The sequence below is a fragment of the Longimicrobium sp. genome, assembly GCA_036389795.1.
Lineage (GTDB): Bacteria > Gemmatimonadota > Gemmatimonadetes > Longimicrobiales > Longimicrobiaceae > Longimicrobium.
Window position 1 is genome coordinate 1 of sequence record DASVWD010000239.1, and the last position, 22141, is coordinate 22141.

At 72.1% G+C, this 22141-nt stretch carries 19 protein-coding genes and 1 pseudogene; 5 read left to right on the forward strand and 15 right to left on the reverse strand.

Annotated elements, in window-relative coordinates:
- Positions 1–354: 354 nt before the first annotated feature.
- The 5 genes from VF746_28020 to VF746_28040 form a co-directional block, all read right to left on the reverse strand.
- On the reverse strand, positions 355–2064 hold the full coding sequence (locus VF746_28020) for a M28 family peptidase (GenBank protein ID HEX8696298.1): 1710 nt from the start codon (positions 2062–2064) through the stop codon (positions 355–357).
- 407 nt (positions 2065–2471) lie between these two features.
- Positions 2472–4130: a S41 family peptidase gene (locus tag VF746_28025; protein HEX8696299.1), complete on the reverse strand. Its 1659-nt coding sequence runs from the start codon at positions 4128–4130 to the stop codon at positions 2472–2474.
- A complete protein-coding gene (locus VF746_28030; protein HEX8696300.1) occupies positions 4130–4630 on the reverse strand; it encodes a nuclear transport factor 2 family protein in 501 nt (166 codons plus the stop codon). Before VF746_28030 ends, VF746_28025 begins: the two co-directional genes overlap by 1 nt.
- 27 nt (positions 4631–4657) lie before the next feature.
- Entirely contained in the window at positions 4658–5014 is a 357-nt protein-coding gene (locus VF746_28035; protein HEX8696301.1) for a dimethylsulfonioproprionate lyase family protein, read from the reverse strand.
- Positions 5011–6243, reverse strand: a complete 1233-nt coding sequence (locus VF746_28040; GenBank protein ID HEX8696302.1) for a serine hydrolase domain-containing protein — start codon at positions 6241–6243, stop codon at positions 5011–5013. The genes VF746_28035 and VF746_28040 overlap by 4 nt, the downstream gene beginning before the upstream one ends.
- 802 nt (positions 6244–7045) lie before the next feature.
- Between VF746_28040 and VF746_28045 the strand changes: the two genes are divergently transcribed.
- On the forward strand, positions 7046–8182 hold the full coding sequence (locus VF746_28045) for a histidine kinase (protein ID HEX8696303.1): 1137 nt from the start codon (positions 7046–7048) through the stop codon (positions 8180–8182).
- The gene (locus tag VF746_28050; GenBank protein HEX8696304.1) at positions 8179–8979 is read left to right on the forward strand and encodes a LytTR family DNA-binding domain-containing protein; all 801 of its coding nucleotides are present in this window, start codon (positions 8179–8181) and stop codon (positions 8977–8979) included. The genes VF746_28045 and VF746_28050 overlap by 4 nt, the downstream gene beginning before the upstream one ends.
- Here the strand turns inward: VF746_28050 and VF746_28055 are convergent.
- From VF746_28055 to VF746_28095, 9 genes are all read right to left on the reverse strand, one after another.
- Entirely contained in the window at positions 8976–9185 is a 210-nt protein-coding gene (locus tag VF746_28055) for a hypothetical protein (GenBank protein ID HEX8696305.1), read from the reverse strand. The two genes, VF746_28050 and VF746_28055, sit on opposite strands and share 4 nt — an antisense overlap.
- A gap of 269 nt (positions 9186–9454) precedes the next feature.
- On the reverse strand, positions 9455–9856 hold the full coding sequence (locus VF746_28060) for a c-type cytochrome (protein ID HEX8696306.1): 402 nt from the start codon (positions 9854–9856) through the stop codon (positions 9455–9457).
- A gap of 182 nt (positions 9857–10038) precedes the next feature.
- Positions 10039–10434: a hypothetical protein gene (locus VF746_28065; GenBank protein ID HEX8696307.1), complete on the reverse strand. Its 396-nt coding sequence runs from the start codon at positions 10432–10434 to the stop codon at positions 10039–10041.
- On the reverse strand, positions 10425–11039 hold the full coding sequence (locus VF746_28070; GenBank protein ID HEX8696308.1) for a cytochrome c oxidase subunit 3: 615 nt from the start codon (positions 11037–11039) through the stop codon (positions 10425–10427). Before VF746_28070 ends, VF746_28065 begins: the two co-directional genes overlap by 10 nt.
- Positions 11036–12973 (reverse strand): cytochrome c oxidase subunit I, encoded by a 1938-nt coding sequence (ctaD, locus tag VF746_28075; GenBank protein HEX8696309.1) that lies wholly within the window; start codon positions 12971–12973, stop codon positions 11036–11038. Before ctaD ends, VF746_28070 begins: the two co-directional genes overlap by 4 nt.
- Positions 12970–13992 carry a cytochrome c oxidase subunit II gene (gene coxB / locus VF746_28080; GenBank protein HEX8696310.1) on the reverse strand — a complete coding sequence of 341 codons (1023 nt, stop codon included), beginning with the start codon at positions 13990–13992 and terminating at the stop codon, positions 12970–12972. Before coxB ends, ctaD begins: the two co-directional genes overlap by 4 nt.
- Positions 13989–14525, reverse strand: coding sequence for a c-type cytochrome (locus VF746_28085; protein ID HEX8696311.1), 537 nt, complete (start codon positions 14523–14525; stop codon positions 13989–13991). The genes coxB and VF746_28085 overlap by 4 nt, the downstream gene beginning before the upstream one ends.
- Positions 14526–14542: 17 nt before the next feature.
- A complete protein-coding gene (locus VF746_28090) occupies positions 14543–15346 on the reverse strand; it encodes a substrate-binding domain-containing protein (GenBank protein HEX8696312.1) in 804 nt (267 codons plus the stop codon).
- A gap of 131 nt (positions 15347–15477) precedes the next feature.
- Positions 15478–17343, reverse strand: a complete 1866-nt coding sequence (locus VF746_28095; protein HEX8696313.1) for a methanol/ethanol family PQQ-dependent dehydrogenase — start codon at positions 17341–17343, stop codon at positions 15478–15480.
- Between the two features lie 710 nt (positions 17344–18053).
- Between VF746_28095 and VF746_28100 the strand changes: the two genes are divergently transcribed.
- Entirely contained in the window at positions 18054–18917 is an 864-nt protein-coding gene (locus tag VF746_28100) for a formate/nitrite transporter family protein (GenBank protein HEX8696314.1), read from the forward strand.
- A gap of 241 nt (positions 18918–19158) precedes the next feature.
- On the opposite strand, the pseudogene VF746_28105 reads toward VF746_28100, so the two are convergent.
- Positions 19159–19943, reverse strand: a pseudogene (locus VF746_28105) (IS5 family transposase).
- 114 nt (positions 19944–20057) lie between these two features.
- On the opposite strand from VF746_28105, the gene VF746_28110 reads away from it, so the two are divergent.
- Both VF746_28110 and VF746_28115 read left to right on the forward strand, forming a co-directional pair.
- Entirely contained in the window at positions 20058–20981 is a 924-nt protein-coding gene (locus VF746_28110) for an ABC transporter substrate-binding protein (protein HEX8696315.1), read from the forward strand.
- A gap of 94 nt (positions 20982–21075) precedes the next feature.
- A complete protein-coding gene (locus VF746_28115) occupies positions 21076–22065 on the forward strand; it encodes a PQQ-dependent catabolism-associated beta-propeller protein (GenBank protein ID HEX8696316.1) in 990 nt (329 codons plus the stop codon).
- The last annotated feature ends 76 nt before the right edge of the window (positions 22066–22141 follow it).

Consider the following 22141-nt stretch of genomic DNA (forward strand, 5'->3'; position numbering starts at 1 on the left):
AAACAGATTGGCATCACACAGAGGACACGGAGGACACGGAGAGAACTTCAATCTCTCCGCTGTTCCTCTGTGTTCTCTGTGCCCTCTGTGTGAGACCTTTTCAGGGCTGATACCCGAACGATTCCCTGCGAAATGGTATCACGCAGAGGTAGCAGAGGAAGACCAATCGGGCGATGTGTTCTCTACTACCTCTGCCGACCCTGCGTGAGACATTCCGGACACGGGTCTCGAACGGCGGCCAGTCGAATCGACAGAACACGAAAACGCCCCGGCCGCCGGAAGATCCGGCGGCCGGGGCGATCCGTCGCGGCAGGAAAAGGAGGGCAGGCTGTAGCTATCCCCCGTCCCCTGCGGCTACTGCCGGCACTGCCCGTACGGGTCCGGCTTCGGCTTGTCCACCACCAGCCGCTCCGGCCGGTCGCCCACCGCCTTCGCCACGTCGGCGATCAGGCGGCTCACCTTGGCCAGCTTCTCGTAGTCGAGGTACTGCGGCTCGTCGGTGAGCATGTGGTAGTCGAAGTGGCCGCCCGTGGTGAAGAAGGTCACCGGGATCCCCCACCGCGCGTAGTTGTAGTGGTCGCTGCGGCAGTAGATGTTGGCCGGGTGCCCGTTGGCGTCCCACGAGTAGTCGAAGGTGAAGCCGTGGCTGGCCGACGTGTTCACCTGCTCGATCAGGTCGCCCAGCTGCGTCGAGAGCCGGCGCGAGCCCACCAGCTGCACGTAGCCGGCGCCGCCGCCCTGCAGGTCGTCGGCGCGGCCGCGGCCCACCATGTCGATGTTGAGCTGCGCCACGATCGAGTCGCGCGGCACCGTGGGGTGCTCGGTGAACCACTCCGAGCCCAGCAGCCCCTTCTCCTCGGCCGTGTGCCACACGAAGAGCACCGAGCGCTTCGGCCGGTTGGCCGCCAGGTACTCCGCGATCTCCAGCATCGCCGCCGTCCCGCTCGCGTCGTCGTCGGCGCCGTTGAAGATCGAGTCGCGCCGGGCGGGGCGCTCGGCGCGCAGCCCCTGGAGCACCCGCTGCACCTCGGCCGCCTTGGCCGCCGTGGCGCTGTCGGGCTGCTGGTCGGCGCCGGTGGGGCGCAGCACGCGGTTGAACGCGCGGAGGGAGTCGTGGTCCAGCGCGCCCGGGGCCACGCCGTCGTGGTCGTTGTGCGAGCCGATGGCCACGTACTGGCCGCGCAGCCGCGGGTCGCTCCCGCGCAGGACGGCCACCACGTTGCGCGCCGGGTGCTCGGCCGGCGTCTCGGTGAACGCCACCGTGCCGCTCACCGCCTTCCCCGCCGCGCCCGGCTGCAGGCCCGCCAGCGGCGCGCCCAGCAGCTTCTCGGCCGCCGCGGCGGTCACCAGGACCGCCGCCGGCGCGGCCGGCGCCTGCGGCTGCTGGTGGCCCGCCTGCGAGAGCATGAGCTGCGGCTCGGTGAAGAAGCCCAGCACCGGCGGCGGCGTCACGTCCATCGACGCGATCGCCACCCCGGCCGCCGTGGCGTAGCGCCCCAGCGGCGCCGCCGTCCAGAAGCGCCAGCTCGGGCGCCCGTCCGGCCCCGCCGGCGCCGCGAACACCACCAGCTTCCCCGCCGCCTGCTCGGGCGAGATCATGCCGGGGTCGCCGATGCGGCCGCCGTAGACCACCTGCGTGCCGCTGGCCGCCAGCCGCTCGCCGAAGGTGAAGGCGCCGGGCACCGAGGGGATCAGCACGAAGTCCGTCCCGAACGCCAGGCGCTGCCCGTCCACGGTGAGCACGGCGCTCCGGTCCGCCCCGCGGCGCACCAGGGGGATGGTCTGGAAGAAGGTGCCGCCCTCGCCGGCCGGCTCCAGGCCGATGCGCCGCGCCTGGCGGGCGATGTAGTCGGTGCCCATCACGTTGCCGCGCGTGCCCGACTCGCGCCCCATCATCGAGTCGTCGGCCAGCACGTACACGTGCGTCATCGCGTCGGCCGCGGTGATGGCCGCCGAGGTGGGCCGCGGCGGGTGCTTGAGCGGATGCTCCGGCGCCTGCGCGAGCGCCGGCCCCGCGAGCAGCGCGAGCGCCAGCGCGCCGGTGGAACCTGCGTGGATCTTCACGGAACGGAACTCCTGGTGATGGGAACGGGGCGCACGCCGCGCCCGAGAAAACGACAAGACACTGCGAACCGCCCGGTTCGGGCATGTCCCTCCGCTGCGCTCCGGGCCGGGCTGCGCGCGCCGTAGGGCACGATACGACTGTGCCCAACGGCGCCGGGCCCCGGTCGCGCCAAACCCCCGGCGCGCCCGTGTCCCGGCCCTCCGGGCGCGCATCCCTCATGCAACTTCAGGGAACAGGGGACAGGTTACAGGGAACAGGCGGCACCATCCCCCGTCCCCGCAGGGCCCCGTAAAGTCCACCCTCTCCCGAAGTTGGGAGAGGGTTGCCGCTCTAAGGCGGCGGGTGAGGGCCCCCGCGGCCGCGCCAAAGTCCGCGATCGTGCATGGGACAGCGGGGGCCTGCTTGCTCAGCCCCGGCTGCGCGCCGCCGCCGTCGCGGGGACCGGCGCCGGCACCGGCCGCGGCACCCGCGCGAAGGTCTCCGCCTGGGTGGCGGCCCCGCGCAGCAGCCCGAGCGCCGCCTGCAGCTGGTCGTCGCGCGCCGCCGCCCGGCGGAAGCTGGCCGAGTCGCCGAACGCCAGCGAGGCCACGCGGTCCTCCAGCAGCCGGTCGATCCACCCGGATCCCGCGTCGAACTGCCCCCGCTCCACCGCCACGCCTTCCCTGCGCAGCCGCGCGAAGAGCTGCTCGCGCCACTCCGGCCCCGGCACGAAGTCCGGCCGGGCCGTCCTCGCCAGCTCCAGCGTGAGCTCCGAGAGCACCTCGTTCGTCGCCGACGCCCGCGCCGAGAGCGCCCGCGCCAGCGCGCGCTCGGGCCCCGCCAGCGTGTCGGAGCGCACCACCACGTCCGGGGTGATCCCCCCGCCGCCGTACACGGGCCGCCCCTGGTCGGAGTGGAACACCGGCCGCGCCGCCAGCGCCGAGTCCGAGGGCGGCAGCGTGTCCTCGGGCGCGAAGGAGCCGTCGGGGAGCAGCTTGCGCTCGCGCTGGATGGAGCGGCCGCTGGGCGTGTACCACTTCCCCGTGGTCAGCTTGAGCGCCCACCCGCCCTCCAGCGGGAAGAGGTCCTGCACCAGCCCCTTACCGAAGGTCGGCTCGCCGACGACCACCGCGCGGTCGTGGTCCTGCAGCGCCCCCGCCACGATCTCCGCCGCCGACGCCGTCCCCTCGTCGGTGAGCACCACCACCGGCTCGGCCGGCGCCAGCGGGTCGGCGGCCGCGCGGTACACCTCGGTGGGGACGTTGCGGTAGACCACCCGCAGCACCTCCTGCCCCCGCTTCACGAACACGTTGCTGACGCGGATCGACTGGTCCAGGCTCCCGCCGCCGTTGCCGCGCAGGTCCAGGACGAACGCCCGCGCCCCCGCCTTGCGGAGCCCCGCCACCGCCCGGTACACCTCCTCGGCCGAGCTCTCGCTGAAGCGGTCCAGCGGCAGGTAGCCGATGCGGTCGTCCAGCATCAGCGCGTAGGGGACCACGGGGATGTGCACCACCGCCCGGCGCGCCTCGATGCGCACCGGCGCGGCCTCGCCGCGGCGCACCAGCGCCACGCGCACGGTGGTCCCCTCCGGCCCCAGCAGCCGCGCCGTCACCCGGTCCAGCGGCACCCCCGTCACCCGCACCCCGTCCACCTCCACGATGCGGTCGCCCACCCGCACCCCCGCGCCCTCGGCGGGCGTCTGCGGATAGACGCGCATCACCGTGGCGGTGTCGCGCACCACCTCCACCAGCATCCCCAGCCCGCCGTAGCCGTTGCGCAGGCTCTCGCGCTGGAAGTCGGCCAGCTCCTCGGGCGAGTAGAGGTCCGCGTACGGGTCGCCGATGCGGCGCAGCAGCCCGCGCGCCGCCATCTCGTACAGGCTGTCCTCGGGCACCTGGTCGGCGCCCAGCGCGTACACGCGCGCGAAGACCTCCTGGAAGAGCTGCGCGCCGTCGCTCACGGCGCTCTGCAGCATGAAGCCGCCCACCACCAGCGGCGGCACCAGCGCCGCCAGCAGCGCGCGCTTCAGGCCGCGCCTGCGCTCCCGCGCGTCCACGCGGCGGGCGGGGGTCCTGCGACGGCTCATCACCGGCCCCGGGTCGGCGGCAGCTCCGGGCACCCCTCGCGCCGGCGCGTGTCGGTCACCTGGATCACCTTCCACCCGTCCGCGGCGCGGAAGAGCTGGAAGGCGTTCACCCCGCAGTGCGACAGGCGGTCGCCCGCGTAAAAGGTGTAGCGCATCCACGCCGTGGCCAGCGGGCCGTCCACCCGCACCTCCAGCCCGTCGATACGCTCGTCGTACACCACGTCGTGCGGCGTGCCCACCGTGCGCACGAAGGCCTCGATCGAGTCCACGCGCACCCCCGTCTGCCCGTCGGGGCGCACGCCCGTCGTCATCAGCCGCGCCGTGGGGTGCATGACGGAGCGGACCACGGTGCTGTCGCCCGCGCGCATCCCGTCGAAGAGGCGGCGGATCGTGGCCGCGACTTCGGCCTCGGCCGCGGCGCCGGTGGTCTGCTGGGCGCGGAGCGGGGCCGCGGGCGCGAGCGCCAGGACGGCGAGAACGGCCAGGGAGATGCGCTTCATCCGTCGAGACTCGTTCGAAAGGAATGGTCAGGAGGTTCGGCCCTCGCCGGGCCGTTCCCCGCCCTCGGGGCCGTAGAAGAACACCCAGGTGGCGAAGTCGTCCGAGAAGTCCTCGAAGCGGTGGACGACGCCGGCCGGGACGAAGAGCACGTCGCCGGGCCCGAAGACGTGCCGGTCGGCGCCGTTGACGAACCACCCCGTCCCGGAGATCACCACGTACACCTCGTCGCGCGTGTGCGGCTGCTGCGGGTCCGTCCCGCGCGGCGCGTACACCTCCACCACCAGCGAGCCGTGCTCGAGCTGCGTGGTGAAGCGCTCGCCGCCCGGCCCGGGCAGCGTGGCCAGCGCCTCGGCCGCGGTGACGCGGCGCCGCGCTTCGCTCACCGGCCCCGGCTCCCGGCGGGGAGCGACTCGACCACGATGCGCGCCAGCTCGGTGACGACCTGCCCCGGGCCGCGGCCCAGGGCGCCCTCCGCCGTGGTGTTCACCTGGAAGGCGACGGCCACGCCGTGCTCGGGCCAGTAGCGCACCTCGGTGAGGTAGCCCGGCATGTAGCCGCTGTGCCCCCAGGTGACGCCGAGCGGGGTGGGGCGGACGATGACGCCCAGCCCGTACCGCGCCTCGCGCCCGAGCATCGGGGCGGGGACCCCCACCAGCGCCTTGTCGAGCAGCGCCCGTGGGAACGCCCGCCCCTCGTAGAGCGCCTTCGCCCACCGCGCCAGGTCCTCGGCCGTGGAGGCGAAGCCGCCGCCCGCCCACTCGAACTGGGGATTGACCGCGAAGCGCCCCTGGGCGTCGATCATCGCGTCCGCGCCGCCGAAGGGATTGCCGGGGCCCGCATACCCCTGAGCCAGTCCGTTGATCCGGCGGCTGTCGGAGGGCACCGTGTTCGCCAATCCGAGGGGCAGGAGCACCCGCCGCTCCACTTCCGCGTACAGCGTGGAGCCGGTGATCCGCTCGATGATGGCGCCCAGGACGATGTAGTTGGTGTCGGAGTAGTCCCACCCCTGCCCCGCCGCGAACGGCGCCCGCGCGTCGAAGAGGTACGCCAGCCGCTCCTGAGGCGTCCACACCCGGTCGGGATCGGCGGAGAGGTCGCGCAGGAAGCGCTCGTTCAGCTCGTAGCGCACCAGCCCGCTGGTGTGGTTCATCAGCATCCGCACGGTCACGTCCCGCGCGTTCGGCAGCCGCCCGAACCACGGCTCCGCGCCGAGATGCTTCGCGATCGGGTCGTCGAGCCCCAGCCTCCCCTCGCCCACCAGCTGGAGGGCGACGGCAGCCACGTACGTCTTCCCCACGCTCCCCGAGAGCATCCGGTCCGCCGGCCGCATCGCCAGGTCGCGCGCCGTGTCGGACTGACCCGTCGCCAGCCCGAGCACCGTCCCGTCCGGCAGCGCGATCCCGGCGGTGGCCCCGGGGAAATGCCCCGCCGCGTGGATGCTGTCGAGCTTCGCCTGCAGCCGCGCCACCAGCGCCGCGTCCACCCGGCGGACGGACGGCGCCGCGGCCGCCGCCCGCTGCGCCCGCACCGCCGGCGAGCACGCCGGCGCGGCGACCAGGACGGCGGCGAGGAGCGGGCGGAGCGAGCGGAGGAGGTACGGGGTCCGGATCATCGATTCGGATCCTGGTGATGGCTGGCCGGCTGGCCGGGCGAATGAATTCGCTGCAACGACCACACGAAGTCCGCCTGCGCGGACTGGCGGGCTGCGCCCGCGCGCTTCGCGCCGACGGGGCGAGTATCGATGCGAGGGAGCAACCTGCCTCGCCCGTGCGGCGCCTGCCACCCGCGCCGAACCCGCGCCCACACCGAAGGAGCCCGCGCAGGCGGGCTTTTCGCCGTTGTAGCCGCGGGTTCACCCGCCTTTCCCCACCCAGACCCACCCCCAACGGAGCAAGCCCCGGCGCGGCGGGGAGCGGGCCGGCGGGTGGGACCGGCCATCCTCCGCGCGGCCGGGGCCGCTCGGGTCGGGGCGCCGCCGGCGCGCGGGCGCCGCAGCGCGATTCTATCCTGTCTCGGGAAGCCTAGAAAGCCTCCATCCTTCCCGCCTGGACCGGCGTCTCACGTGGAGTCCGCCCCCGCGGCCCTCAGCCGTGCCCACCCGGAGAAGCGCATGAGGGCTTTGAAGTGGGGGTTGCGTCGGCGTTATCGAGCCGCGGAGGACGGTGCTCTCTCCACTCGCCGGACTGCTGCCCGGCGCTAACAGCTTAGCACCGCGGGCGGCCGCGCAGGTACCGGAACGGGACGGGACGTGTCGGCGGGTGACGAGCGGTGGACGCGCGGGACGAGCGGAGAGCACCCGTTTCCCGAACACACCCCGAAATCCGAATGACTGGACGGCGCCCGCCCGCCGCCCGCACCTTCCTGCCACGCGGCCGATCCCGGTCGCGCGGGAACGGCGAGGACCGGAGCGAGGCGTGGAGACGAGCGAGGCGGGCGCGGGAGGAAGGTGGAAGCGGATCCGGGGCGACCTGCTGCTGGGGCTCGCCTTCTGGAGCGCCGTGGACCTCTTCTTCTTCTCGCGCCTCTACGTGCAGATCGGCGTGGCCGAGAAGCCGCCCTTCACCGCGCGCCAGATCTTCGGGCCCCACCTGCTGGAGACCGTGGCCGACGTGGCGCTGTGGACCCTCTACACCCCGCTCATCCTCCACCTGGCGCTGCGCTTCCGCCTGGGCCGCCGCCTCCTCCCCTGGGCGGTGCACCTGGGGGCCTCGCTCCCGCTGGCGGTGGTGAGCAGCCTGGTGGGGTGGGTGGTGGTCACCGCCACCTGGCCCGTGCCCGACCCGGCGCTCGCGCGCTGGCTCGCCTCGACGGTGCACAACAACGTGCAGGTGTACTGGATGGCCGTGGTGGCCGCCCTGGCGCTCGACTACTGGCGCCGCGCCCGCGAGCGCGAGCTCAGGGCCTCGCAGCTCGAGACGCAGCTGGCCCGCGCGCACCTGCAGGCGCTGGAGATGCAGCTGCAGCCGCACTTCCTCTTCAACACCCTCAACTCCATCTCCGAGCTGGTGCACGAAGACCCGCACGCCGCCGACCGCACCATCACGCGGCTCGGCGACCTGCTGCGCATGAGCATCGACCGCCAGGCCGGGCAGGAGGTGCCGCTCGCGCGCGAGCTGGAGTTCGTGGGCGCCTACCTGGAGATCGAGCGCACGCGCTTCCACGACCGGCTCACCGTGGAGACGCGCGTGGACCCCGGCGCGCTCGACGCGCTGGTCCCCTCGCTCATCCTGCAGCCGCTGGTGGAGAACGCCATCCGCCACGGCGTGGCGCCCCGCGCCCGCCCGGCGCGCATCGTCCTGGGCGCCGAGAGGGACGGCGACGTGCTGCGCCTCACCGTGGCCGACGACGGGCGCGGGCTCCCCCCGCGGGTGCGCGAGCGGGTGGGGCTCGGCAACACGCGCACGCGGCTCACGCAGCTCTACGGAGACCGGCACCGCTTCGAGGTGGCCGCCGCGCCGGGCGGGGGTACGCTGGCCACGGTCGAGGTCCCCTACCGCCGCGCCGCGGACGCGCCCGCGCGCGAGGCGCCGCGCCTGGTGGAGGCCCGGTGAGGCTGCGCACGCTGGTGGTCGACGACGAGCCGCTGGCGCGCCGGCGCGTGCTGCGGCTCCTGGCCGCCGAGCCCACGGTGCAGCTGGTGGGCGAGTGCGGCGACGGCCGGGAGGCGGTGCGGGCGATCCGGGAGCTCCGCCCCGACCTGGTGTTCCTGGACGTGCAGATGCCCGAGATGGACGGCTTCGCGGTGCTGCGCGCGCTGGAGCCGGGCCCGCTGCCGATGGTGGTGTTCGTCACCGCCTTCGACCAGTACGCCATCCAGGCCTTCGAGGTGCACGCGCTCGACTACCTGCTGAAGCCCTTCGACCCCGAGCGCCTGCAGGCCGCGCTGCGCCGCGCCGAGACGCGCGCCCACCGCGCCGGGCGCGACCACGAGCGCCGGCTGGTGGAGCTGCTGGAGCACGTGGCCCAGGGGCAGCAGGAGCTCGGCCGCCGCATGGCGCCGCCGGGCGCGGCCGCGGGGCGGCTGCTGGTGAAGCAGGGCGAGCGGATGGTGCTGCTGAAGGCCGAGGACGTGGACTGGATCGAGAGCGAGGGGAACTACGTGGGGCTGCACGTGGGGAAGCAGAAGTACCTGGTGCGCGGGACGATGGCGTCGATGGAGGAGCAGCTCGACCCGCGCCGCTTCCTGCGCATCCACCGCTCCACCATCGTGAACCTGGACCGGGTGAAGGAGGTGCGCCCCTGGTTCGCCGGCGACTGCATCGTGGTGCTGAACGACGCCACCGAGTTGCGCCTCTCCCGCCGCTACCGCGACCGCCTGGAGGGGATGGTGGGCGGCACGGCGAGCTAGGTCGATCCCGCCTCTTCCAGCGGGTCGTCGTACCATGGATCGTCCTCCAACCCATCCATCAGCGTCGCCTCCCAGACCCGCCGCTCCGCGAGCTCCTCTTCCCAGGCGGCGGGGTCCGCCCTGAGCGCGTCATAAGCGGCGTTCACTTCCGCGAAAAACCGCCGACGGCGTTCGGCCTCATCCGGGAGGTCGGGAGGATTGGTCATCGGTGGAGTGGTTGGAGGAGATGATGTATGGGACAACAGGGCCTACGCCCGGGGAGCGTTTCGCCGGTAGGGGGGTTCTTGCGATCCCCGCAGACCGATCTGGATGCGCTCGGACCGAGGCACTGTGCTCATGGGCGTCCAGAGCGGGATCAAACGCCGAACTCTCGGCGACTGGTCTGCATCCAGCTTGAACTTGCCCGCTCCAAGGGCGCGCTGAAGCCCCCCAAATGGTTTGTTGAGGATCTCATCGTTCGTGTCCATACCTGAGGTTACCTCAGCGTGTAAAGGTACGCCGCGATGTCGCGCGCGTCGGCGTCGGTGACGCGGAGGTTGGGCATCGCGGTGGCGCTGTCGATGCCGGGCGGGTCCTTGATCCAGCGCTCCAGGTTGGGCGGCGTGTTCTGCAGCACGCCGGCGATGTACATGCGGCTCGCCACGCCGGCCAGCGGCGGCCCCACCCGCCCGCGCGCGCCGGGGACGCCGGGGATGGTGTGGCAGGCGTCGCACCCGTAGCGGCCGATCAGCTCCCGCCCCTTCTGCGGGTTGCCGCCCGTGAGCCGCACCGCGTCGCGCGAGCGGTAGTCCTCGCACCCCGCGAGCACCAGCGCGACGATCCCCGCCAGCGCCGCCCCGCGCGCCACCGCCCACGCCCCGCCGACCGTTCTGCGCATCACCCGTCTCCCGCTACCGGGCTCCCGCTCCGCAGGCGGCACGCGCCCACGCTCCAGGAAACCATGCCGTCCGAGTCGAAGGCCGACCCCGCACCGAACCAGCCTGCGAAGGCAGGCTTCTCGCCGTTGTTGCCGCGGGTTCACCCGCCCCTGCCCGAATCGCACCCCGCACTTCGCACTCACTACAGCTGGCACGGCCGCAGGATCACCGTCCCCGCCCACTGGGCCAGGATGATGAGCGCGAAGAACGCGCCGAGCACCATCCCCACGATCGCCAGGAAGCGGCTGCGCGGGAGCGTTCCTGCGCCCTCCGTGGGCCAGTCGCGCCCCAGCTCGCGCCAGTGGGCGCGCGACAGCAGCCCGCCCGCAACCGCCAGCGCCAGGGAGACCAGGTTGGCCAGGTGCACCCACACCTCGCCGTCGCGGCACGCCACGGGGACCAGCGCGTACGCCACCTGCAGGTTCAGGAAGAACGCCGCCGCGGGGAGCAGCACCCCCACCCACAGGGGGACGAACCCCCGCGGGCGGTCGAAGCGCGTCTCGCCGCGCACGCTCGCGTCGGTCTCGGCTACAGCCATCGCGGGGAGAAGTAGACCAGGAAGTAGAGCGGCACCCACACCAGCGACAGGAAGTACTGGTAGACCGCCGCGTCCTCGGCGTCGGAGAAGTGCTTGTCCTCCCACTTCGACGAGTAGGAGAGCGCCGCGAACACCCCCGTCTCGAGCAGGTCCGCGATCAGCAGGGTGGCGTGGGCCCCCAGCACCAGCCAGGCCACCGAGCCGTAGGCGTTCTCGTCCCAGCGCACGTTCAGCGAGCGCAGCTCGAAGTAGCGGAGCACGGTGGCCGCCAGCGACATCGCCGCCCCGACCGTGAGCCAGAGCCGCACCGGGACCAGCTCCCGCCGGAGCGCCGCCCGGTGGACGAACGCCAGGGGGACGATGACCAGCAGGATGAGCACCAGGTTGACGGTCGGCACCAGCAGGTCCGGGAGCGGCACCGGCGGCGGCGGCCAGGTGAGGAAGTTCCGGCGCAGGTAGAGGTAGGCGGCCGCGCAAATGGCCAGCGTGGCGCCCTCGATGGTCATGAACGAGAGGGTGCCCCACCAGTTCACGGACTTCGAGCCGAAGACGACCTCCGGCAGCCCGGAGACGTCGAGCGTGGCGCGGCGCGGCTCGGGCGTCATCCCTTGGGATCCTCCGTGCGCTTCGGCGGCAGGCCCCAGAGCACCAGGAAGGGGAAGAGCAGCACGGTCCCCAGCACCGCGCCCCAGGGGGTGAAGACCAGCGCGATCAGGAGCGCCCCCGTGGCCAGCGCCGCGAAGAAAGGCCACGGCGTGTCGCCCGGCAGCGGGTGGCGGGCCTCGGGGTCGGCGTCCATGGTGCTGGTGATCAGCACCTCGCGCCGGTCCGTCCTGAGCCCCGTCACCACCGGCGCGTCCGCCGTCTGCTGCCAGAGCGGCGAGCGCCCCTGCACCACGGGGATGTGCAGGAAGTTGTAGGACGGCGGCGGCGAGCTGGTGGCCCACTCCAGCGAGTCGGCGCCCCACGGGTCGTCGCCCGCCGGGGTGCCGCCGCGCAGGCTCTTCAGCACGTTGGCCACGAAGACGAGCGCGCTCAGCGCGATGGTGAAGGCGCCCACCGTGGCCAGCAGGTTCAGGTCGCCCCAGCCGGTGCCCGCGAGGTAGGTGTAGACCCGGCGCGGCATCCCCATCAGCCCCAGGAAGTGCATGGGGAAGAAGGTGAGGTTCACGCCGACGAAGAAGAGCCAGAAGTTCACCTTCCCCATCCGCTCGTCCATCAGCCGGCCGGTGAACTTGGGGAACCAGTAGTAGAACGCGGCCCAGAGCGGGAAGAGCGCCCCCCCGATCAGCACGTAGTGGAAGTGGGCCACCACGAAGAAGGTGTCGTGCGCCTGCAGGTCGAAGGGGATCGACGCCAGCATCACCCCCGTGACCCCGCCGATCACGAAGAGGAAGATGAAGCCCAGGATGAAGAGCAGCGGCGTGTCGAACCGGGGGCGGCCCGCCCAGAGCGTGGCGATCCAGCAGAAGATCTGCACCCCGCTGGGGATGGCGATCATGATGCTGGCGGCGGTGAAGAAGCTCTGCCCCATCTGGAAGATCGGGGTGGCGAACATGTGGTGCACCCACAGCCCGAACCCCACGAAGCCGTTGGCCACCAGCGACAGCACGATGGCCGTGTAGCCGAACACCTCGCGCCGCGTGAAGGCCGGCAGCATGGCCGAGACCATCCCCGTGGCGGGGATGAAGATGATGTAGACCTCGGGGTGCCCGAAGAACCAGAAGAGGTGCTGCCAGAGGAGCGCGTCGCCCCCTTCGGCCGGGTTGAAGAAGTGCGTGCCCACGCCGATCATGCGGTCCATCGCCAGCATCATGCTCCCCGACGCCACCGTGGGCATGGCGAAGAGCACCATGAAGCTGGTGACCAGCATCGACCACACGAAGAGCGGGATGCGGTTCAGCGACATCCCGGGCGCGCGCATCTTGAAGATGGTGACGGTCAGCTCGATGGCCGCCACCAGCGCCGCGATCTCGGTGAAGGTGATGGTCTGCGCCCAGATGTCGGAGCGCTTCCCCGGCGCGTACTCGGGGCCCGACAGCGGCACGTAGTTGAACCAGCCGTTGTCCGGGCCCGAGTTGGTCAGCAGGCTGACGTAGAGGAAGACCCCCCCGATCAGGAACACCCAGTACCCGAAGGCGTTCAGCCGCGGGAAGCTCACGTTGCGGGTGCCGAGCATCAGCGGCACGAAGTACAGCGCCATGGCCTCCATCACGGGCACGGCGAAGAGGAACATCATGGTGGTGCCGTGCGTGCTGAAGAGCTGGTCGTACTGGTCGGGGCCGATGAAGCCGTTCTCCGGGCGCGCGAGCTGGATGCGCATCAGGAGCGCCTCGATCCCGCCGAGCACCAGGAAGACGAAGGTGGTGACGACGTAGCGCGCGGCGATCGCCTTGTGGTTGGTGGTGAAGAGCCACCCCGCCACCCCCGGCTTGCGGCGCCAGACGCGGTCCAGCTCGGCGGTCTCCCGCTCGCCCAGGAGCCCCGCGGGCGGCTGCGCCTTCCTTTCCTCGGCCACCCCGCTCGGCGGTGGGTTCATCGGAGCGTCTCCAGGTAGCTGAGCAGGGCGTGCAGGTCCTTCGGGTCGATCGGGTTGGCCGGCATGCGCGTCCCCGGCTTGATCCGCTGCGGGTCGGTGATCCAGCCGCCCAGGTGCCCGCGGTTGTTGGGCAGCACGGCCGCGGCGATGGTGCGGCGGCTGGCCAGGTGCGTGAGGTCCGGAGCCACGCTCCCCCCCGCCGGCGTGCCGCGGATGGTGTGGCACATCACGCAGGCGTTGCCCAGGAAGACCTCGAGCCCCCTGCGCGTCACCGAGTCCGCCGGCGGCCGCGCGTTGGTGAGCTGGTGCTCGAACCAGCGGGCGAACTCGGCCTCGGGCTCGGCCACCACCTCCAGGCCCATCTTGGCGTGCTGGTGCCCGCAGAACTCGGCGCACTGGCCGCGGTAGACGCCCGGCCGGTCGGCGCGCAGCCAGGTGAGCGTGGTGTAGCCGGGGATCAGGTCCTTCTTCCCGTGCAGGTTGGGCACCCAGAACGAGTGGATCACGTCGTCGGACTGCAGCATCAGCCGCACGGGCCGGCCGACGGGAATGTGGATCTCGTTGGCGATGGTCAGGTGCCGGCTCTCGTCGGGGTCCACGTAGGTGGCCTCCCACCACCACTGGTGACCGGTGACGGTGATGGTGAGGATGTTCCGGTTCTGCGGCGTGGCCACCGCGCGGCCGGTGAAGAAGTCCAGGAGGAGGAAGACCACCAGGATCGCCACCGTGGCGCCCACGGCGGTGGTGACCCCGCGCCGCATCCGCCGCTCCTTCTCCTCGGGCTGGATCTCGTCGCGCCGGCGGTGGAAGACGGCGTAGAGGAGCGCCGCCATGACGATGAGCCACACGGCGGAGGCCACCACCAGCATCGGCCAGAAGAGGTTCTCGATGCGCTCCGCCTGGATCCCCGCCGGGTTCAGCACGTTCTGCCGTCCCCCGCACGCGGCGAGGAGGACGGCGGCCGCGGCGGCGGGCGCGGGGCGGAGGAGGGGAAGGACGCGGCGCACGGCGGACCTCACGGCGGCGGCGCCTGCGTGGGCGGCTTGACGGTGACGCGGCGCTCCGGGTCGGGGTTGGCGTCCTCCAGCTGGTCGCCGCGGCCGGACCAGGTGTCGAAGGGCGTCAGCTCGGAGAGCGAGCGCACGTACGCCACCAGTTTCCAGGTGTCGGCGGTGCCGATGCGGCCCTTGAAGGAGGGCATCCCGTTGGGGCGCCCCTGCTGGATCGTCTGGAAGATGTTCTCGGGCTCGCTCCCGTAGATCCACTGGTCGTCGATGAGCGGCGGGCCCATGCTCCCCCCGCCCCCCGGCGAGTGGCAGCCGGCGCAGTTGAACCACGAGAAGAGGCGCTTCCCCTCGGAGACCGCCCAGGCGTTCTCCTCGTAGACGGTGGCGGTGGCCTCGGGCGTGGGCGGGCCCGCCTGCAGCCCGCTGGTGCGCACGATCCCCCCGGCCGCGGAGCCCGGCGGCACCTCGCGGAAGTCGCGGTCCTCGCGCTCGCAGGCGGCGAGCAGGGCCGCCAGGGCCAGCACCGTCGGGGCGAAGCAGCGCATCCGGATCTCTTTCCTCGTCATGGTGCCGACGCGACCCGGGGCGTCTCCACGCGCGGCACGCCGTAGCGGTCCAGGATCGCGTCGATCTCGGCGCGGCGGCGGCGCAGCACCTCGTCGACCTCCGCGCGCAGGGTGGCGTCGCCGCGGCGCACGCCCATGGAGATGTCGTAGACCATGGGGAAGAACGGCAGGTCGACCTGCGGCTCCACGGGGACGATCTCCAGCGGGACGCGGTGCTCGCGCGCCCACCACCCGGCCAGCGGCCCCCAGACCACGGCGACGTCGATCTCGCCGGCCGCCAGCGCGTCCATGATGCGCGCCGGCGGGTTGGGCTCGCGGTAGTCGCCGTAGACGCTGTAGCCGCGCAGGTTGCCCACGATCCCCCGCCGGGCCAGCGCGTGCGCGGGCGGCGCGTTCGCGTAGTCGTCGCCCAGGAGGGGGACGCCGATCTTCAGCGTGCGCAGCGCCGGGTCGTCGAACGAGCGGAGGTGGAGCCCGCGGCCGCCGCGGTAGGCGAAGACGTAGGTGGAGCGGTAGTAGGGCCGGGTGGTCTGCACCAGCTCGTAGCTGCTGGGGACGCCGGCCACCAGGTCGCAGGCGCCGGCGCGCAGCGTGTTGCGGACGAAGCCGCGGCGCTGGGCCCACCAGGTGTAGCGCACCTTCGCCCCCAGGTCGCGCGCCACCAGCTCGGCGATGCGGTTCTCGAACCCCTCGCCCGCCGCGTTGGAGAACGGGAGGTTGTTGGGGTCGGCGCAGACGCGGAGGGTCCTGCCCTCGGAGCACGCGGAGAGCGTCGTCGCGAGGACGGCGATCAGCGCCACGCGCGGGCCGCGGAGCCAGGTGCGAAAGTGCGAAAGTGCGAAAGTGCGATGGGACCCCCGCATGAGCGAGGTCCCGCGCCCGCAGGCGCCGTTCACTTTCGCACTCTCGCACTCTCGCACTTTCGCACTCCTCACGGCAGCGAGAACACGTACAGCGTCCCGCCCTTGCTCGTATACTGCGGCAGGTCCTGCATGGCGCCCACGAAGCCGCCGCCCGCGGTGGGGTCCTGCGGCGAGAGGTCGCCCGAGACGACGGCGCCCGACCAGCCGCCCACGCCGTCGAAGATCGCCACGTACTGCTTGCCGTCGGGGCCGCGGAAGGTGATCGGCTGGCCGATGATCCCCGAGCCGGTGCGGAACTGCCAGAGCAGCCTGCCGGTGCGCGCGTCCACCGCCTTGAACCAGCGGTCCATCGTGCCGTAGAACACCACGTCGCCCGCGGTCGCCAGCGCGCCGCTCCACACGGGGAAGCGCTCGCGGAGCTTCCACACGGCGCGGCGCCCCACCGGGTCCCACGCGGTGAACTCGCCGCGGTGGCCGCCGGGGCCGCCGTAGAAGCGCACGTTGGCGCCCACGAACGGCGTGCCCGCGATGTAGTTGGCCTCCACCGACTCCCAGTCCATGCACAGGTTCTGGTGCGGCATGTAGAGGAGGCGCGTGCGCGGGCTCCAGGCGGCGGGCTGCCAGTCCTTGGCCCCCGGCGCGGCGGGGCAGATCTCGCGCGTCACCTCGCCGATGCGCGGCTCCTTCTCGCTGGCGTACTGGAGCCGGCCGCTCTTGAGGTCCACGCCCTTCGTGGAGGTGATGTAGACGTAGGGGTCGGCGGAGAGCACCTGGCCGGTGCCGCGGTCCATCACGTACACGTAGCCGTTGCGCTCGGCGCGCAGCAGCGCCTGCACGGTGCGCCCGCCGATGGGGAGGTCGACCAGGATGTTCTCGTTGATCCCGTCGTAGTCGAACAGGTCGTGCGGGGCCCACTGGTAGAACCAGCGCGCCTGCCCGTCGTCGGGGTCGCGCGCGAAGATGCCGGCCGACCACTTGTTGTCGCCGGGGCGCTGGGCGGGGTTCCAGGGGCCGGGGTTGCCGGTGCCGTAGTAGATCAGGTCCAGCCGCGGGTCGTACGACACCCACCCCCACACGGTGGCGCCCCCGGTCTTCCACATGTCGGGCGGCCAGGTGGTCACGCCCAGGTTGTTCCCCCGGTCGCTGGCGTAGAAGGGCCGGAAGCCGGGGCCGATCAGCACGTCGGGGTCGGGGCCCGTGTTGTACGCCTTCCAGACGGTGCGCCCGGTGCCGGCGTCGAGCGCCTGGACCCACCCGCGCACCCCCATCTCGCCGCCGGCGTTGCCGACGATGACCTTCCCCTTCACCACCAGGGGGGCCATGGTCATCGTCTCGCCCCTGTTGATGTCGCCCAGCTTCACGCGCCACACCTCGCGGCCGGTGGCGGCGTCGACGGCGACGGCCTGGTTGTCGAGGGTGACGTAGAAGAGGCGCCCGTCGGCGTAGGCGGCGCCGCGGTTGACCAGGTCGCAGCAGGCCACCCCCGGCGCCGAGCGCTCGAAGGGCGGGCGGTAGCTCCACTTCACCTCGCCCTGGCGGGTGAGGTCCAGCGCGTAGAGGAAGTTGGGGAACGGCGTCACCACGTACATGGTGTTGCCGACCACGAGGGGGGCGCCCTCGTGGCCGCGCGTGTTCCCGGTGGTGAAGGTCCACGCCAGCTTGAGGCTGGCGACGTTCTGCGCGGTGATCTGGGCGAGCCCGCTGAAGCGCGTGTTGGCGTAGTCCTTCGACGCCATCAGCCACTGCCCGTCGTCGGGCGTGGCGGCGCCCCGCACTTCGGTGGGCGGCGTGGCGGAGGGGCCGGGGACGGTGCTCGGCTGGTCTTCGGGCTCGTTCCCCTCCTTGCACGCGGCGAGGAGGACGGCGCAGGCGCAGAGCGCGAGCGGGAGCCGGCGGACGCCGGAACGGACACTTGTGGACGAAGGCGAAAACACGTCTGCGACAGCCTCAAGCTGGGGTTGAGACCTCGACCGCGCTGCGACCGGACTTCGCCCTGCTGCGGCGGCCGGCGAATGCAGGTTCTGGACCGCCCCTCGTTACACCTACGCTGGTTTTGGTTTTCGTGCACTAACTGTTCCAGCATGCGCCTTCCGTTCACTTACCGTAACGGACACCCCCGCACGGCCTGGCGCCTGGGTTCTGCTCCCTGCCCCGGAGGCTGGTCCCCGTCTTGCGCGCCGCCCCCGGCTGACCGTGCCAGGGCTGCGGGCGCCGGCGCGGGCCCTCACCCGGCGGCCTTAGAGCCGCCACCCTCTCCCAACTTCGGGAGAGGGGACTCGACGGGGCTTTGGCGCGTGGGAGCGGGACCCTCGTAGGGGCGAGGCATGCCTCGACCGGCGGATGGCAGTACATGCGCGGCAGGCGGCCTCTTGCGCCGATGCCTCCTGTGCTCGGACTCGCAGGCTCGCCCCTACGGAACCGCGGAAGTTGCATGAGGGATGCGCGCCCGACAGGGCCGGGACCGTGGCGGCCGGGGGGTTTCGGCCGGCGCGGGCCCGGCGCCGTTGGGCACGGTCGTATCGTGCCCTACGGCGCGCGCAGCCCGGCCCGGAGCGCAGCGGAGGGACATGCCCAAAACGGCAGTGCGAAAGTGCGTGAGTGCGAAAGTGCGAAAGTACAAAGCACCCTCACCTGGGCGGCGTCCGTGAGCGAACCGGAGCGGGATGCGGAAGAGGAGCGGCCCGAGGGCGCGCCCGACCTGAGCGAGCGCGAACGGAAGAAGGCCGACGAGGAGCAGTCGCTCGACGCCGACACCACCCACGAGGTGATCCGGCGCGAGGGCGAGGAGGAGCTCAAGCGCTCCACCGCGGCGCTGGCGTGGTCGGGGCTGGCAGCGGGGCTGGCGATGGGGTTCTCGCTGGCGGCCGAGGGGATCCTGCGCGCGCACCTCCCCGACGCGCCCTGGCGGCCGCTGGTGAGCAAGCTGGGCTACAGCTTCGGCTTCCTGATCGTGATCCTGGGGAGCCAGCAGCTCTTCACCGAGAACACGCTCACCGCCGTGGTGCCGCTGCTGGCGCGCCGCACGCGCGACATGTTCCTGAACGTGGCGCGGCTGTGGGCGGTGGTCCTGCTGGCGAACCTGGCGGGCGCGTTCCTCTTCGCCTGGGTGATCGGGCGCACGGAGCTGTTCACGCCCGAGGTGCGCCACGCCTTCGACGAGATCGGGCGCAAGGCGGTGGAGCACGGCTTCTGGCTCACGGTGCTCAAGGGGGTGTTCGCGGGGTGGCTGATCGCGCTGCTGGTGTGGATGCTCCCGGCGTCGGAGGCGGCGCACGTGCTGGTGATCGTGGCGATGACGTGGCTGGTGGGCGTCGGCGAGTTCTCGCACATCATCGCGGGCGCGGCGGAGGTCTTCTACCTGGTGGTGACCGGCGCGCTCGGCTTCGGCGACAGTCTGGCGCGCTTCGTGGCGCCGACGCTGCTGGGGAACGTGATCGGCGGGGTGACGCTGGTCTCGGCGCTCAACCACGCGCAGGTCACCGCCGGCGGCGGGAAGAATCGTGGGTGAATGATCCGGGACGTCTGAAGTCTCGGAATTCCGAACCATAGCCCACCGTTGTCATCCTGAGGGCGCACGCACCGAAGTTGCGCCTGCACGGGAGCCCGTGCGCCCGAAGGATCTGCGGGTGGGGATTCGCGCGTCAGTCGGGCTCACGCTCGAATCCGACCCGCAGATCCTTCGTCGCCGCCCGGCATTCGGGCACGATGACGGTCTCGCGCGGCGGCTCCTCAGAGACTTTTGAGAAACGTCAAAATGGCCGAAGTCGGCGTACCATCAGGCGGATCATCGCGAGATACATCCACGTCAGGGTGCTCTCCGGCGACTCCTCGTAGTCCTTGCTCAGGCGACGGTGTTTGCCGAACCAGGCGAATGTCCTCTCGACGACCCACCGCATGGGCAACACGGAGAAGCCCTTTTGCCCCGCTGGTCGTTCGACGATCTGCAGCTTCCAGCCGAAGCCGTACGCGAGCACGGAGGGCGTTCCGCGGTAAATCTGGTCCGCGAAGATCGTTTCGAGCCGGGGGCACACCCCCTTCAGCTTCGGCAATACCAGTGCGGCACCTGCAGCATCCTGAACGTCCGCCGGATGCACGGCAGCCGCCCACAGCAGACCGAGCGTATCGACTACGATGTGCCGCTTGCGTCCTTTGACTTTCTTGCCCGCGTCGTATCCACGCGGCCCCCTTTTTCGGTGGTCTGGGCTGACTGGCTGTCCAGGACCCCCGCGCTCGGCGTCGGCTCGCGCCCTTCGGCTACACGAACCTCTCTTCGCAGGAAATCGTGAAGCCGCTCGAGCGTGCCGTCGCGCTTCCATCGGCGGTAGTGGTCATACACGTCCGCCCACGGGGGGAAGTCGTGGGGGAGCATCTCCCACTGGCAGCCTGACTTCAGGATGTAGAGCAACGCGTTCACGATCTCCACGAGCGGGTACTTCCGGTGTGTCCCGCCGTGACTGGCCGGCTTCTCGATCTGAGGACGCAGGAGCTCTCACTGCGCTTCGGACAGATCGCTCGGATAGGCTTTTCGGCTCATGTTCGAGCATTATGTCCGATTCGAGTCGGATTCTCAAGAGTCTCTCAGGATGACAGCCGTTTGGGTTCGAGGTTGCTACTACCCTCTGGCGGTACAAGGACCGGCAAACACGGGATGATCCGGCTCGTCTGCGCGCTCGTCTGCGTCGGGACCGCTCTCGCCGGGTGCTCGGAGGCGAGGGAGGAGCCGCGCGCCGCCGGGGAGCCCGCGGCGCCGCCGGCACGGACTCCGACGGACACGCTGCGGATCGGCTTCGTCTACAAACAAGGGGCGCCGCGGGATACGGAGGTGATGCGGACCGTGTACGGGGTGCGCCTCGGCGTGGAGGAGGCGCAGCACGCGGCGGCGATGTTCGGGCGCGCCGTCGAGTGGTTCCACGATGACGATCCGGAGCGGCTCGTCGCGGAGAGGCGGGTGCACGCGCTGGTGGGCGGGTTCGGCGAGGAGCAGTGTCGAAAGGTTGCAGAGGTTGCGCAACGCCGCTCGGTGTTGTACCTGAACGTCGCGTGCACTTCCGACGCGCTCCGCGGCGACGCGTGCAACCGGTTCGCGTTTCACGTCGCCCCCAGCGAGGCCATGCTCGCCGACGCGGCGCGCGCGGCCGGGGTGGAGGGCGGCCGGGCGGCGGCCTGGCACGACTCGCTGGAGAGGTTCGGCGCGGGGCAGCTGCGCGACCGGTTCCGCGCGCGCTGGGGCGACTCGCTGGAGGTGGTGGGCTCTCAGGGATGGGTGGGGTGGTTTGGGGTGAAGGTGCTCTGGGAGTCCACCCTCCGCGCGCGCACGGCGGAGGCTTCGGCGCTGGTTTCCTATCTCGAACGTCCCTCCACGCAGTTCGACGGGCACAAGGGCCGCCCGCTCTCCTTCCGCTCCTGGGACCACCAGCTCCGCCAGCCGCTCTACGTCGTCTCCCCCTCCGGCGACGTCGTCGAGGTGCCCGCCGCCGCGCCGGGGAGCGAGGAAGGCTCGCGCGAGCTGCTGGACCGGCTGGGGACGACCCGGGCGGAGACGGCGTGCCGCATGGCGTCCGCAGGCGGATGAATCCGCGGCTACGACTACAGAAAGCCTCGCCGGACAGCCGATGCAATTCGAACTCGGTGCGCGCGAGGCTTCGACTGACCCAGAGCAGCGCCCGGTGCGAATCTCCCGACTCGTTCTCGTTTCCGTCCTCATCGCCTTTTCCCCGCTCTTCGCATCGGCGCAGGGGCGGGCGCCGCTGCTGTTCGTCAGCAACGAGGGGTCGCGGGACATCAGCGTCGTGAACACGGCGACGAACCGGGTGGTGGCGACGATCCCGGTGGGGGTCAGGCCGCGCGGGATCCAGGTGAGCCCCGACGGGAGGCGCGTGTACGTGGCGCTCTCGGACGAGCACCCGAACCGCGCCGGGGGCCGTGACGCCATCGCGGTGATCGACGTCGCCACGCGCCGTGTCGTCGCCCGCTACCAGGGGGGGACGGACCCGGAGCAGTTCGGGGTGACGCCGGACGGGCAGCGCCTCTACGCGTCGAACGAGGACGCGGGGACGGCGAGCGCCACGGACCTGCGCACCGGCCACGTCCTGGCGACGCTGGTGGTGGGGATCGAGCCGGAGGGGGTGGCGGTGAGCCCCGACGGGCGCTGGGTCTACGTGACGGCGGAGACCAGCAACACCGTGTCGGTGATCGACACGCGCGCCAACCGCGTGGTCGGCAACCTGCTCGCGGACGCCCGCCCGCGCGCGGCCGCGTTCTCGCCCGACGGCGCGCGCGCGTACGTGACGAACGAGATCAGCGGCACGCTCACCGTGATCGACGCGCGCCGGCACCAGGTGGTGGCCAGTGTGGAGATGGAGCGCGGCGAGGGGAAGCCGGTGGGCGTGGCGGTCTCGCCCGACGGGCGGCGCGTGTACGTGGCCAACGGGGCGACCGGCACGGTCGTCGTGGTCGACGCGCGGACGCTCAGGGTCGTGGGCCGCGTCCGCGTGGGGCGGCGGCCGTGGGGGATCGCCGTCAGCCGCGACGGGCGGCGCGTCTACACCGCCAACGGCATCTCCAACGACGTCTCGGTGATCGACGCGGCGACCAGCCGCGTGGTGGCGACGGTGCGCGTGGGGCAGCGGCCGTGGGGGGTGGCGGTGGGGTTCTGAGGCGCCTCCGATGCCCCGGCCGCGATCGGAGTCGCCGCGTGTCGTCGCGGGATCGCGTGCCGGCCGGGCGTCGCGA